The sequence below is a fragment of the Anabaenopsis sp. FSS-46 genome (assembly GCF_029891665.1).
Lineage (GTDB): Bacteria > Cyanobacteriota > Cyanobacteriia > Cyanobacteriales > Nostocaceae > Anabaenopsis > Anabaenopsis arnoldii.
Genome location: NZ_JANQDG010000003.1, coordinates 1 through 13,922 on the forward strand (window position 1 = coordinate 1; position 13,922 = coordinate 13,922).

The window sequence follows — 13,922 nt, forward strand, 5'->3', positions numbered from 1 at the left end:
ACCCATCGGACTTTATTAAATAGTGACCAGGTACAGCGAATTTATCTAGATGAGTTAGGATCTCCCAATACCCTGTCAATAGGTATTAATTTAATGCAGTTGGCGATCGCCTCAGAGGAGAGAATGGCCACACAAGCAAAAAAATTACTAGAGAGGGTAGAATTAGAGATAAGCCAGACACTAGCGAAAACTGAAATCATAGATATTATTACCACAATTGCTGTTTACAAGTTTTCTGCATTGAGTAGAGAGGAAGTGGAAGCGATAAAGGTAATGCTGTTTATTTGATTTAGCTGCACAACAGCTTACATCGATCGCACCGATAGATAATGAAATTATGCAGCCACATCAACATAATCACATTCTGTTTGTGGTTGAGGAATTGTTAATCCATCTTCTATTAATGCTTCTAAGTGAAAAGCAATTGCTTCTTGAATGTTTTGTTTAACTTCTTCTATTGTGTCACCAACAGTTACACATCCAGGTAAGTCAGGTACATAAGCAGAGTAATTTCCTTGAGCTTTTTCAATAATTATTGCGTAACGCATTATTATTTCTCCAATTGTGATTGTTTAAGAATACTTTTGAGAGTTCCAATTGCTAAATCTTTGGAAGGTTTACCTGGAACGGTAACTGTTCCGGGTTTACTAGGGTGTTTATATTGACCATGACTCCCCTTAGTTCTTGCTAAATACCATCCATCTGCTTCTAATATTTTGATAATTTCATAAACTTTCATCTTTTATGCTATCATACACTGCCTTTTGGTTTATTCTCCACAACATTACCAAATAAATTCACGAGGGTGTTCAGATCCCCGACTTCTTCTATAACCTGGTTAGGTGTTGAATAATTGCGATCGCATTCGGGGAGCTTAAATCTTGCGTGGGTGTTCAGATACCCGACTTCTTCCATAACCTAGGGAGTTATTGAATAACTGCGATCGCAGTCGGTGAGCGCAGTGTGGTCTTTAATACTGTGAGCATCGGGAGGGGGAAATCTTGCAGGTTCTACCTTTTCTAACCCTAGGTGTCTATAAATACCAACTATTTCCTCCTCGTTACCACTCAGGGGACGGAGGCGAATTAGGTCTTGATTTTCGTCTGGTATAACCACCCATTGCCGACTACGACAAGTTACAATGGAGCCGGGGGTGGCGCTGGTGGTTTTTATCATTTTTATCCCCGAACAGATACCCAAGTGTTATATAGGAATTTTCCCATATATTGTTACCAAAATAATCTCTACAGAAAAACTTTTTTTTAATTGGTAGTTAAAAATATAGATCCTGGACTTCTTGAAGAAGTCTGGGATCTAAAACTCACAGCATAATCCCACGAGTCATGGGAGTATTAACAGCAAGCAATGCCTTATTTAATTGACAAAAATATTCACGGGTAATGGACTTTTATCACCAAGCCATATGATCAACAAGTAATTAAAGCCCGTTACCAGAACCAGCCAAGGCAATTATCTAACGAATATTTATCTCTTGCAGCTGCTTTTCTGGATGAAAATTGTCATTTTTAGCGGTCAAGGAATTCAACGCCATATTTACACCTCGATCATGCAGTTGCTGCTGTTGGGTATATTCATTCAGTTTAGCCCGAGCTTGGGGGTAAACTGAACTACTTTTATGAATTTTACGCAAAAACTGGATAGCGCCACTAAAGTCGCCAACAGATGCTTTGATATTGGCACGATGTAAAAAATAAGCCGCTCTAATCTGCCGCTTTTGGTCATACTCGGCTATTTTCTCTTGAACTAAAGTACCAGCAGTACTGTCGGGAGGAATTTGACGCAGATATTCTATAGCCGCTGAAAATTCTCTATCTACAGCTTTTGCATAGGCTTTTGATAACAAATCGTGTGTTTGTATGGCAATGTTGGCTCGTGCTTGCTCCACCAGTTTCTCTACTTTAGATTGCCAATATAAAATATCTGGTAATTTCGCCTGCACACTTAAAACATCTGACCATCTCTCCTCATTCAGGGCTTGTTGGGCAATTTCGTATTGTTCAGCCGCCAATGGCCATTTACCCTGCCATTCTTCTATATTAGCTTGAGCCTCCGGGTAAACATTGCTGTAAGCAGGAATTGATTCAGCTAACGCCAGCGCTCCTTGAAAATTGCCTGTTTGATATTCTTTTATGGCTATATGTAATCTGCCTTTATGGGAATATGCAGGAGAATTATCCATTAAAGAACATGCTGCTAATCCCACTAATAAGGAATTAGCCGCCAAGCCTACTTTCATCCCTGAAAATACTGGGGACGATGTGGCAAAAGTAGGTTGTGGTTGTGTATCCTGATTTTCAGCCCTGATGATTTGATGGAGTTGAAGGGGTATTTTCGGGGCGTTGAAGACTTGATCAAGGGTATATAAGACTTCAGCCGCCGACTGAAAGCGATCGCGGCAATCATAGCAAATCATTTTACTGAGAATAGCAGCTAGCTGATCACTCACTGATATATCTTCAGTCCGCCAGATAATCTCACCGGTTCCAACATTTAGTTTTAATTGCAGTGGTTCTAGTCCTGTTAAGGCTTGAATGGCAATCATACCCAAAGCATAAATATCACTATTGGGCAGGGTTTGACCAATAAATTGCTCTGGCGATATGTACCCCAGGGCGTTTACAGGAAGGTCATAAATAGGTAGCTCCCCATATGCGCCTAAATCAACTGACTCGATTAAACCGAAGTCGATTAAAGCTAATTTGCCATCAAGAGTACGTCTAATCAAGTTTTCGGGCTTAATATGGCAATGGATCACACCTTGAGAGTGAACAAAATCTAAAATACCTAGGGTATCTTCTAACAATTCTATAACTTCGGTTTCCGTCCACAGACCTCCGCAGGAATGCTTGATGGGTAATTCCTGACTCAGGGAATGTCCCTCTACAAATTCCTGTACTAAGTAGAAATGCCCATTTTCTTCAAAATAGGCGACAAACTGGGGAATTTGACCATGGCTTCCTAGACGCTGCAGAGTTCCTGTTTCATTGAGAAAGCAAAATCTTAAACTGTCTAAGTAGGTAGGGGGGAATTGCTCACCGTTAATCTGTTTAATCGTGTATTTGCTATTTCCCGGGTGGTCTCTATCTATGGCGATGTATGTTTCGCCAAATACCCCTGCACCCAGACTTTGGATAACTTGGTAACGTGCTTGTAGTACTTTACCGATCATGTGATCATTCATGAGCTGGTTACTAAATAAGGCCTTATCATATGTTTCGCTAGATCAAGCGTTTTTCCGGAAGTCTGGGAAATAAATCATGCTAGCGTCCATTTTTGAAAGCCCAGTAGCTTTATCCTTTGGTTTCTTCGTCCTGTGAAATCACCTGGGTGTTATTTGTTAAGGGTTTGACCACCCGCGCGATCGCTTCTTGCACAAAAGCTTTGATAAATTCATCCCTGCGGTTTAATTTAAATTGTTCCTTGACTACCTCAGTCATACCACCATCACCCCAATCTTGGTCATGGCGAAAATACTCAATAAAACTTTTCCCCGCAATCCGTGTTAAATAAGCTACCGTTACTCCTTGAATTGCCCTACCAATGACAAAGGTGGCTACATGAAATTGTAAAGCTGTAGATATTAATTGAATTGCACCTTTGACTATACCTAAACTAGCGATGGTCTTGGCGAGGGAAAGGGCTAACTCTTTACCCCGTTCCATGTTCAGTTCACAGCCGTAGACTCTGCCAATCTCCACCACCATTTGAGCATTCACAGCGGCAGTTGCCAGTAAATCTACTACTGGTAGAGGTGTAACTGATACCACACCAGCCCCAATCCAGCCAAAGCGATCAACTATTTTGTCAGCTTGACGACGACGCTGGACATCAATCAAATTTCGCGCCTCTTCTCCCAGGCGTAGGGATTGCAGAAGAATATTATCCGCTACCAAATCCTCACCCTCAGCCCGTAAAATCGCCGCCATCCGTCGCAGCAAGGGGATAATATCCGCTTCTGGCTGTAGGGTTTCGCCAGTTTCTAGTTTTGCCGTTTGGGGATTAGCCGCGATCGCAATCACATCATTGGCGGCAATAAATCCCTGTACCCGTTGACGTAACCGAGCCAGGATAGATTCTTGATCTTCATCTGTATATAAATCAGTTTTATTGAGAACCAACAGCGATCGCTTGCCAATTTCCGCCAAACTGCGTAGGGGTTCATATTCAGAACGTCGCAAATCATTATCTACCACAAATAACAGTAAATCTGCTGAAGTTGCCAGTTCCCGCGCTAATTGTTCCCGTTCGGTTCCCTCCACCCCGGCTTCTAAAATCCCCGGAGTATCGGTAATTAAAATCTTGCGTTGTAATCCCTTCAACCGCAAACAATAAGTTTCCCCCACCTGGGTAGTCCCCATGGGCGCATTTACCTGACCGACTATGCGCCCCATAATGGCATTAACTAAAGAAGTTTTACCAGCACTACCTGTACCAAAGACAACTACTTGAATTTCACCCCGTGCCAGATTAACTTCAATTTCTCGGGATTTACTTAATAAAGCTTGTCGTGCGACTTCATCTTGAATTTGGGCTACCTGTTGTTTAACAGCTTTTAATGTACTCGAAGCCGCATCAGATTTAGCAGCGGGAATTTCTGCAGCCGTAACTCGTCGGGCTGGGCGGTGCGATCGCCTTTCCCCGGCTTGAAGTATCAATACATAATAAACAAAAGCCGCAACCAACCCCCCAATCAATAAAACCAACAACAACAGCAGCAAATTACCCAGCAGTGGCGAATAGGACAACTGCCAGTAAAGCCGAGACAGTGAGTCAATCAACCAGAGGCTTAAGCCCAAAATGACGATTAAACCTACAATTAGGGTGACTATACGCGACAAAGGCATAGATGGCACAGTTAGTTAGTGGGTGTTCAATTGGCTGATGTTTTGAGTTTTTTTTGGGGTTTGGGTATACAGACACACAGGGATGAACAACATTGTCAATCTCCGGGGAGGGATATGAGGTAGAAACTAATGCTCAGTCCCCAATCCCCTCTCCAGTGTACTATCTGTCCACAGATCCCATGATCACGTCAACACTACCAAGAATAACCACAATATCTGCAACTTTCATCCCTCGTAGGAGTTCCGGGACAATTTGCAGGTTGTTAAAGTCAGCGGCGCGAATTTTCCACCGCCAAGGGAAGCCATGATCATCACCGACAAGATAAATTCCCAGTTCACCTTTACCGCTTTCCACACGGGAATAGATTTCGCCTTTGGGCATTTTAAAAGTAGGTGCAACTTTTTTCCCAATGTATTGATAATCAAAGCCATACCACTCAGATTTTTTCCCCTCTGCCATGCGCTTGGCTTCCAGGTTTTCGTAGGGTCCCCCTGGTAGTCCTTGAATTGCTTGGCGAATAATCTTCACCGATTCGCGCATTTCCCGCATCCGCACCATGTAACGGGCTAAACAATCCCCGGCGGTTTCCCATTGCACATCCCAATCAAAATCGTCGTAGCACTCGTAGTGGTCAACTTTCCTTAAGTCCCATTTTACCCCAGAGCCGCGTAACATGGGGCCAGATAATCCCCAGTTAATGGCTTGTTCCCGGGTGATGGTACCAATACCCTCAATCCGCCGGCGAAAAATGGGATTATTGGTAACCAAGCGCTCGTACTCGTCAACTTTGGGGAGAAAATAGTCACAGAAATCTAAGCATTTATCAACCCAACCATAGGGTAAATCAACTGCTACGCCACCCACACGGAAATAGTTGTGGTTTACCATCCGGTATCCCGTGGCGGCCTCCCACAAATCATAAATCATTTCCCGTTCTCGGAACTGATAGAAGAAGGGTGTTTGCGCCCCCACGTCAGCCAGAAACGGACCAAACCACAATAAGTGGTTAGCAATTCGGTTGAGTTCTAACATGATCACCCGAATATAGCTGGCGCGTTTGGGTACGGCTATACCTGCTAATTGTTCCGGGGCGTTAACGGTGACTGCTTCGTTAAACATACCCGCGGCGTAGTCCCACCGACTGACGTAGGGAACGTACATTACAGTGGTGCGGTTCTCAGCAATTTTCTCCATCCCCCGATGCAAATAGCCGATCACCGGTTCACAATCAACGACATCCTCGCCGTCCAATGTCACAATTAACCGCAAAACCCCGTGCATTGAGGGGTGGTGTGGCCCCATATTCAGCACCATAGGCTCGGTGCGGGTTTCTAGTCTGGCCATAAGTTCGGTGTTCTCCCATTATGAAAATTTCCACTTCAACCCCATCATCCCCACCAGGCTCGATTGTTTGTGTCTGCCAAAATCAGTTTGTCAGGGAAATAGTTTTGAGAAGTCGCTCTAGCAGCGTCTACATCTATTACCCATACAGAGTATGTTGGAGATGGGTCCTAGTGAGGGGATTTTACTTGATGTTTCAATTTGTTTCACTTCTTCAACTATTATTATATGGAGCTTGAGATTCAGGGAATTGTAGGCGCTGAATTTCTTCATGTGCCAGTTTTAAGCCGAGAGGTCATTGATGGGTTGGCAGTACGCCCTGGTGGCCATTATTTGGATGCAACTGTGGGCGGTGGTGGCCACAGTCGCTTGATCTTAGAGGCCGCTGCTAATGTGCGGTTGACTGCTATTGACCAAGATCAGGATGCTCTGCTAGCAGCCCAAAAGCACTTGGCTGAGTTTGGTGACCGGGTGCAGTTTGTGCTGGGCAATTTCTCATCTTATCAATATACTCCCCACTCTTTTGATGGTATCCTGGCTGATTTGGGTGTGAGTTCTTACCACTTAGACCAGCCAGAACGGGGTTTTAGCTTTCGCCACACCGCTAATCTGGATATGCGCATGAATCAGGGTCAATGTTTAACCGCCGCTGATGTGATTAATCACTGGGATGAGCCGGAGTTGGCAGATATTTTCTTTAAGTTCGGTGAGGAACGTTTATCCCGCCGCATCGCCAGGCGCATTGTGGAAAAACGACCATTTCACACTACTACGGAATTGGCAGAGGCGATCGCCTCTGCTGTCCCCCGTCAATACCGTTATGGTCGCATTCACCCTGCTACCCGTGTTTTTCAAGCTTTGCGCATTGTGGTTAATGATGAGTTACAGTCTTTGGCAACTTTTTTACAGCAAGCCCCCTATTCTCTGGTTCCCGGCGGTCGAATTGCCATTATCAGCTTTCACAGTCTGGAAGACCGCCCCGTCAAGCATGATTTCCGCAATTCTCCTTTGTTAAATGTCTTGACTAAAAAACCAATTACTGCTAAGGAAAAAGAATTGGCTGAGAATCCGCGATCGCGTTCCGCTAAGTTGAGGATAGCTGAAAGGCTATGAATACTATTTGAAACTTTTTTGCAAGTTTTTGTTACACTTTTTAAAAAATCTGTTACAGTACTTAATAGACAAAACAAAAACCTCTGTTAAGTCCTACTGGGAGTATTAAAGATGAAAACTACAACAACACCAGCTCCAGAAAATCGGAACGCTTGGAACTGGGGATTTACTACCCAAACCGAAAACTGGAACGGTCGTTTAGCAATGATTGGTTTTTCAGCTGCTGCTTTAATTGAAGTATTTTCTGGTCAGGGCTTTCTCCACTTTTGGGGTATCCTCTAAAACTTAACTTTTGTCCCAATTAAATAGCACTAAATACTCACCGCCAAAACAGAGCTACCATGGGTTGGCGGGCTATTTTTTGAGATGAACTACCCACTCTGGGTAGTTCATTATAATACCATACAAATGCTTAACTCAATCATCAAAAAACCAGGTAAACTTAGTGTCATTGCCCTGGGTAGTAATATTGGCGATTCCTATAAAATTTTAACAGCAGCTATAGAGACATTGGCCGCCACACCGGGGATCAAGCTACAAGCTCAATCTAGTTGGTATCGCACTAAACCCGTGGGTCCGCCCCAACCGGATTATTTAAATGGCTGCGCCATCTTGCAAGTAGAAATGTCACCAGACTTATTATTGTAGACCTTATTGGCTACAGAAGCAAAATTTGGTCGGGTGCGTCAAGAGCGCTGGGGTACGCGATCGCTGGATTTAGATTTGTTATTATATGATGACTTCATCATAGACACCCCCCAACTGCAGATTCCTCATCCCCGCATGGTTACTAGAGCCTTTGTATTAGTACCACTGGACGAAATTGCGCCCCATTGGGTAGAGCCGACTTCTGGAACTAAGATTAAAAACCTAGTAAAAGAGGTAGACCGTGCCGATGTAGTTTTATTCTCCAACCAATAACTAAAAAAAATATACGGTTTTTGTTCACAGCAGTTAGTATATGTATCCAGATATAAAATAAATTTACTATGCCACTAGGTAGAGAATTACCACAGCTGCTAAAACAGTGCTTATTTTATAAAGGTCGCAAGTTTGACTTTGAAGTCAATCGTCTGCGTTTACCCAATAAAGCCGAAGGAGAATGGGAATGCATTCGTCACCCCGGCGGAGCCTTAGCTGTACCCATAACAAAAACAGGTAAACTAGTACTGGTGCGCCAGTACCGCTTTGCCATTCAGAGAAGAATATTAGAATTTCCCGCCGGTACGGTAGAAATCAACGAAGATCCCCTGAAGACAGTACAACGGGAAATTGAGGAAGAAACAGGTTATAGCGCTAAGAAATGGGATACACTGGGTGAATTTTTCCTCGCCCCCGGCTATTCTGACGAAATCATCTATGCTTTTCTGGCGCGAGACTTAGAAAAGCTGGAAAACCCACCCAAAAAAGATGAAGATGAGGATATCGAAACTGTACTATTAACACCCGAAGAACTAGAGAAAGCTATTCTTCAGGGCGACGCCATAGATGCTAAAACCATTTCTAGTTTTATGCTAGCGCGCCCCTTTTTGCTTTAACAGCTTCAAATCTCCCCCTCTCCTGGGTCAGGAGAGGGTATAGGGTCAGATTCTGGCTTTTCCTCAGAAACTTTCTGGCGATTAATCCAAATACCTCTCAAACCAGCGGCTTTAGCACCTTGATAGTCCTCCTTAACACTATCACCAATGTGCCAAGCGGCTTGAGGTGGACAATGATGTTTTGCTAAAGCCAAGGCAAAAATCCGCGGGTCAGGTTTAGCAACACCCGCTTGGGTAGAAATGGTAATAGATGTAAAATAATTACTCAGTTCTAAACCTTGCAAGACGGAGAAAAGTCGGGAATCAAAATTAGAGACTACACCTAATTGAATACCCTGTTCTCGCCAGTGGTTCAAAGATGAGAGGACATCAGGATAAACGAACCAAGGTTCCCCAGTGCCAAAGTGAATATACAGTTCACTAAAAAAACCGCAAAAGTCAGAAAATTCTGACATAACCCCGGCGCTTTCAAAAGTATTGTAGACAATTTTCTGCCACCAATCAAACTCACGCTGGGAAAGATCATCTAAGTGTGCATCAGGAAATATGGGTGGAGGGGAAGCTGCAAAGCTTTGCTTAAAGGCTGTATCCAATATTTCCGCAGAAACTTCAACATCAAATTCCTTGGCTATTTGACTATAAATTTGGCCCACACTGCCTTTAACACCGAATAGCGTACCAACAGCATCTAAAAAAATAACTTTCGGTCGTTCCATCAAACCTAGTAAATTAATTATAAATATGAGATTTGAGTTGTTGGTGAAGACACCAGATACTACTAGGATAGTGTATCTATAATAGGACGAACTAGCCAATTAAAACCAACCTTGAGTTGATGATCTAAACTAGGCATCCGATAGAGATAAGCTAGACGACGAGCAACATATGCTAAGGGTCCATCTAACTTTACACCTAAACCAGTGAGGGTAGCATTATCTTTACCCAAAGCCATCATTTCCCCTAGCTGTTGGTAACGGAAACTAAGTAAAGGGCGATTAGTCAGAGAAGCCCAGATATTCCAAGCAGTATAATCAGCTTGTTGAAAAGCAACTTGGGCTGTAGCGGGGACTTGTTGACCCTCAGCATCACGACAGTCTGCTAAGTCTCCCAAAGCAAAGATTTCTGGATGTTCTAAGACTTGTAAGGTGGGTGTAGTTGTGATTTGACAGCGCTGATTTTGCTTTAAATTCAGGGTGCGGACTACGGTTGCTACCCTGGTTCCCACAGTCCAAATCACTAAATCTACAGGAATTGTATCTACTTGAGTTTTATATTCTAGGGAAATGGTATCTTCACCAATTGATTCTACCTTGGTTTCTAAGTCTAGAAATACCTGCTTGGCTTCTAAGGCTTTGGTAGCAGCTTGGCGGTTAAATTCTGGAGAGGTGCGTAAAATTTGATCACCAATTTCAATCAGGCGCAAACGTCCCCTTTTCCCTAATCTATCTGCGAGTTTACAGGCTAACTCTACACCACTGTAACCAGCGCCAACAATGGCGACGCGAATTTTATCCGCGTCCGATTCTTCTAAGACTCGCAGACGTTCTTCTAACCGGTAAGCGTCCGTGAGGTTGCGGAATGGATAAGCGTAAGATGCGGCTCCGGGAACCATATCTAGGGGTGTTTCTCCACCCAAAGCTAATACTAATCTGTCATAGGGAATTTCTGGGCCATCCTGTAACTGTACCCGTTTTTGCTCGGTGTCAATTCCCGATACCACACCTTGGTAAAAACGTACCCCTGTACCTTGTAATAACTCCTCAAAGGGGGGCGCAATTTCCCAGGTCTGCATTTCCCCTGTGAGTAATTCGTACAGTAATGGTAAAAATATAAAGCGATCGCCCTGGTCAACTAGGACAATTTCCGGTTTTTCCCCCTTTTCCCAGGGTAACTGACTTAAGCGCAGGGCGGTATAGAGACCACCAAAGCCTCCACCCAATATACATATTTTAGAAGTTGGTTGAGTCATGGCTCCTATAGGTTCATCAATACTAACTTCAGTGTAATCAATAAATGTTCAATAAACAAAAAAAGCCTGGTTGCGCTCATTACCAGGCGTTTAAGTTGAAATTGATTGCAGGAGGAGGTAGAAGACGGAAATTACCAACCAGGGATTATTGCAGATTTACCTTGACAACTTTTTTCTTTTCTTCTTCTGCTTTGGGTAGTGTCAGGTGCAAAATACCATCCTTGTATTCCGCACTAACTTTATTATTTTGCACCAAGGTAGGTAGAGAAATCGCCCGTTGGAATTTACCGTAATAAAATTCACTCTTGCTGACACCTTTATTTTCGGTTTTAGTTTCCGATTTGCGCTCACCAGTAATATAAACGGTGTCTTCTGTGACTTGTATATCCAGGTCTTTAGTGTCCATTCCTGGTATTTCTAGCTTGACATTAACTGCGTCATCGGTTTCGGAGATTTCCGCAGCAGGAACTTTATGGAAACCTCTTTCAAATAGTCTAGATGGTGCTTTGGTTTCTTCAAGTAGGCTATTAATTTCACGGTGGAGAGTACCGATTTCCATCCAGGGATTCCAGCGAACTAACATAAATATTCCTCCGATTAAGTAGTTTTTATTTAATTGATTTTGCACTTGTCTTAGTGCTTAATTTAAATATTAATCAGGATAACAATTTCTGTAAATTCGGTTCTTACGACGGCATAATTGATGATTACCGCCCATAATTTGGCGATAATAAATGTTAGGGTTTTCTCTATTTTTTAGGTGCGGTAAACCGAAATTACCAGAGTAGTCAACAGGATTATATCCCCGACTTCTTGAGAGGATGTTTTAAAAGTTATGATTAGTGTATCGAATATTATTTGACCCCACCCTCATCTTTCCCTTCACCAGGGAATGGGGCTTGATTTTGTTGCTTCGGTGTGTTCCGGTTTTCCGGTTTTCCGGTGTTCCCTGTTCCCTAGTCCCTAGTCCCTATTCTCTGTTCCCTGTTCCGGTGTTCCCTGTTCCCTGTTCCCTTTTCAAAAGTTATAAAATAACCTCTGAGGTGAAAATCTTGCACACAACAACACCCAAGCTCCTACTCACCTTATTATTTCCTCTCATTTATCAGACTATCTAGGGTGACCCTGACTAAACTATCAGTGGCATAACCCCCTGTTTACCAATCTGAGGAAATATCAGCTTTCCAGTTGGGTGTTGTGTTCGGTTGACGAGACAGATTAGAATAGAACAGCGCTTTTACCTCTTTGTGAACTGAACATTGGCTGTTGAATCTGCCAGGGAAGCTCTTTAGCTTCAATTATTAATATATCATTGTTAAATCAAGAGTACCTGACTTTGATACTAAACTTAACGTTTACAGGTAGGTGGTAGAACCTTGAGTATTTACCCATTGGTACCCTGGGATTCATTGGCAATTCCAACAGTGCGATCGCCTGTTGTGGAAAACCATCATCCATTGCATGAGGCGATCGCCATCACATTTATAGAGTGGGTAAGGCGATCGGCACCGCTCATTACCCACTCTACTCTACAATCTGATTTGTCAGGATTCTTTGACTGTAGGATATGCGATCGCTTGTGAATAAAGCGATCGCTAAGTCCAATTAACTCCAACTAACAAGAAAGTCTTGGTTAGTGAGATTGAGTCCAGAAGAAAGCTGTGCTAATGCTACTGGTTGGGCAGAACCTAAAGCATCAGAATCAAATTTGCTCAGGTCGAGCTTAGAATCCCCCAGCTTTACCAGCGCCCGTAGCTAGAGGTATATTAAAGTACTAAACAAACAAATTTGTAGCCGCAGCATTGATTAGAGAATTACTATTATTTATGGGTAAATCACCTGGAATTTCCCAGAAGAATGCACCACCAATTCCCTGCTCTTTGACGTAATCTGTTTTCGCTCCTATTGATCTTGTATCTTCGTAGGTATGGAAAACTTTTTGTTCATCACTGTAGATGTAAGGCACTTTGGCACTATCATCCCAGAAATATTGATATCCATTGGTTCCCAATTTATTATAGAGTTCCCTATAGGTAATACCGTCACTTAGGGTAGGAGTACCCGACTGGAATAGCCCATCATTGTTGCTACCAGGTTCAACTCCAGTCCAGGTGCGACCATAGAGAGGAAGACCCATTACAATATCTTTAGGATCAACACCTTTTGTTTTATAATAATCAACTGCCCAAGCAACAGTATCGGGTGTAGTAGTATTCCCCAAAGCAGCCTGATGTCCAGTTGTCCTATCAGCAGCCCAAGTACCTTTGTAGTCGTAGCTCATAACATTGATAAAGTCAACAATATCAGAAGTATGTGCCAAAACAGACTGAGTAGTTCCGTTCCAATTCAAATCTGCGGCTAACTTGTAATCGCCGCTTCCTTCCAAATACCACTGCGAAGCCATAGTTGCAGTAGTTAATAGCTTACCAGTAGGAAGTGCTTGATCTAATCTTTTCAGTAAGTCAAGGTATTCCTGATTTTCTGTCTGCTTAGGAGATTCCCAATCTATGTCAAGACCGTCAAAACCATGAGTATTCATCAATTGGATAGCAGTGTTGACAAAATTTTCTCTCGTTGTGGACGTAGAGTTATCACCAACAGCAGATGTAAAATCTGGTTCCATTGCCCCGCCAATGGAAAGCATTATTTTCAGGTTGGGATTTTGAGCCTTAATTTCTTGAAGTTTGGCGATATCACCTGCTGCATCTTGAGGTAGTGTAACTGTACCATCTGGTTTGACATCAGCAAAGGAATAGAACAAATGTGTGAGTTTATTAAATGGAGCATCTACTGAAGTATCGCCATTAAGATTCCAAGAGCCTATATATCCACCTAGAATGCTGACGTTGTTAGTGTTCTCATAGATTTTCAGATTACGGAACTGACTGTGAGCTGTGGGACTAGCTACATCATGGTCATTGGCAAAGGTGAGATAGTTAAAATCTCCCGTGAAGTACAGGACTTACGCAACTGGCACAAATAGGGAGCGGAGGGAGCCGCGCCACGGGACAATTTCAATTAAACCAAGCACATAGGAATACTTGGGCGTTTGAGTTGCTGTATTAAATAATTAGACAGCAAATTATGCTTGATTT

General features: G+C 43.0%; 16 protein-coding genes and 1 pseudogene. 6 read left to right on the plus strand and 11 right to left on the minus strand.

What is annotated here, in order from left to right; all coding sequences use genetic code 11:
- Positions 1-288, plus strand: a 288-nt coding sequence (locus NWP21_RS00325) for a DUF2887 domain-containing protein (protein ID WP_280791185.1), incomplete at its 5' end; no start/stop codon positions are given.
- A 47-nt stretch (positions 289-335) separates the two neighbouring features.
- On the opposite strand, the gene NWP21_RS00330 is transcribed toward NWP21_RS00325, so the two are convergent.
- The 7 genes from NWP21_RS00330 to NWP21_RS00360 form a co-directional block, all read right to left on the minus strand.
- A complete protein-coding gene (locus NWP21_RS00330; protein ID WP_280791186.1) occupies positions 336-548 on the minus strand; it encodes a type II toxin-antitoxin system HicB family antitoxin in 213 nt (70 codons plus the stop codon).
- 2 nt (positions 549-550) lie between these two features.
- A complete protein-coding gene (locus tag NWP21_RS00335) occupies positions 551-739 on the minus strand; it encodes a type II toxin-antitoxin system HicA family toxin (RefSeq protein WP_280791187.1) in 189 nt (62 codons plus the stop codon).
- A gap of 11 nt (positions 740-750) precedes the next feature.
- Positions 751-915, minus strand: a complete 165-nt coding sequence (locus NWP21_RS00340) for a hypothetical protein (RefSeq protein ID WP_280791188.1) — start codon at positions 913-915, stop codon at positions 751-753.
- Between the two features lie 3 nt (positions 916-918).
- Positions 919-1,176, minus strand: coding sequence for a hypothetical protein (locus NWP21_RS00345; RefSeq protein WP_280791189.1), 258 nt, complete (start codon positions 1,174-1,176; stop codon positions 919-921).
- Positions 1,177-1,474: 298 nt separating this feature from the next.
- Entirely contained in the window at positions 1,475-3,202 is a 1,728-nt protein-coding gene (locus NWP21_RS00350; protein ID WP_280791190.1) for a serine/threonine-protein kinase, read from the minus strand.
- A gap of 109 nt (positions 3,203-3,311) precedes the next feature.
- Positions 3,312-4,865 (minus strand): GTP-binding protein, encoded by a 1,554-nt coding sequence (locus tag NWP21_RS00355; RefSeq protein WP_280791191.1) that lies wholly within the window; start codon positions 4,863-4,865, stop codon positions 3,312-3,314.
- A 160-nt stretch (positions 4,866-5,025) separates the two neighbouring features.
- Positions 5,026-6,210 carry an NAD(P)H-quinone oxidoreductase subunit H gene (locus NWP21_RS00360; protein WP_271734082.1) on the minus strand — a complete coding sequence of 395 codons (1,185 nt, stop codon included), beginning with the start codon at positions 6,208-6,210 and terminating at the stop codon, positions 5,026-5,028.
- A 225-nt stretch (positions 6,211-6,435) separates the two neighbouring features.
- Between NWP21_RS00360 and rsmH the strand changes: the two genes are divergently transcribed.
- The 4 genes and pseudogenes from rsmH to NWP21_RS00380 all read left to right on the plus strand — a co-directional run bounded on the left by rsmH (position 6,436) and on the right by NWP21_RS00380 (position 8,858).
- On the plus strand, positions 6,436-7,320 hold the full coding sequence (rsmH, locus tag NWP21_RS00365) for a 16S rRNA (cytosine(1402)-N(4))-methyltransferase RsmH (protein ID WP_280791192.1): 885 nt from the start codon (positions 6,436-6,438) through the stop codon (positions 7,318-7,320).
- 111 nt (positions 7,321-7,431) lie between these two features.
- Positions 7,432-7,602 (plus strand): high light inducible protein, encoded by a 171-nt coding sequence (locus tag NWP21_RS00370; protein ID WP_271734084.1) that lies wholly within the window; start codon positions 7,432-7,434, stop codon positions 7,600-7,602.
- Positions 7,603-7,728: 126 nt separating this feature from the next.
- A pseudogene (gene folK / locus NWP21_RS00375) lies at positions 7,729-8,241 on the plus strand (2-amino-4-hydroxy-6-hydroxymethyldihydropteridine diphosphokinase).
- A gap of 68 nt (positions 8,242-8,309) precedes the next feature.
- Positions 8,310-8,858 (plus strand): NUDIX hydrolase, encoded by a 549-nt coding sequence (locus tag NWP21_RS00380; protein WP_271734094.1) that lies wholly within the window; start codon positions 8,310-8,312, stop codon positions 8,856-8,858.
- Positions 8,859-8,863: 5 nt separating this feature from the next.
- Here the strand turns inward: NWP21_RS00380 and NWP21_RS00385 are convergent, their stop codons facing one another.
- From NWP21_RS00385 to NWP21_RS00395, 3 genes are all read right to left on the minus strand, one after another.
- Entirely contained in the window at positions 8,864-9,574 is a 711-nt protein-coding gene (locus NWP21_RS00385; protein WP_280791193.1) for an HAD family hydrolase, read from the minus strand.
- Between the two features lie 62 nt (positions 9,575-9,636).
- Complete coding sequence (locus tag NWP21_RS00390; protein WP_271734096.1) at positions 9,637-10,827, minus strand: NAD(P)/FAD-dependent oxidoreductase; 1,191 nt, start codon at positions 10,825-10,827, stop codon at positions 9,637-9,639.
- 145 nt (positions 10,828-10,972) lie between these two features.
- Complete coding sequence (locus NWP21_RS00395; RefSeq protein WP_271734097.1) at positions 10,973-11,410, minus strand: Hsp20/alpha crystallin family protein; 438 nt, start codon at positions 11,408-11,410, stop codon at positions 10,973-10,975.
- Positions 11,411-12,203: 793 nt separating this feature from the next.
- Here NWP21_RS00395 and NWP21_RS00400 point away from each other — a divergent pair.
- Complete coding sequence (locus NWP21_RS00400) at positions 12,204-12,410, plus strand: hypothetical protein (RefSeq protein ID WP_280791195.1); 207 nt, start codon at positions 12,204-12,206, stop codon at positions 12,408-12,410.
- 191 nt (positions 12,411-12,601) lie between these two features.
- Here NWP21_RS00400 and NWP21_RS00405 read toward each other — a convergent pair whose 3' ends face one another.
- A complete protein-coding gene (locus NWP21_RS00405; RefSeq protein ID WP_348519740.1) occupies positions 12,602-13,786 on the minus strand; it encodes a glycoside hydrolase family 18 protein in 1,185 nt (394 codons plus the stop codon).
- Positions 13,787-13,922 lie beyond the last annotated feature (136 nt).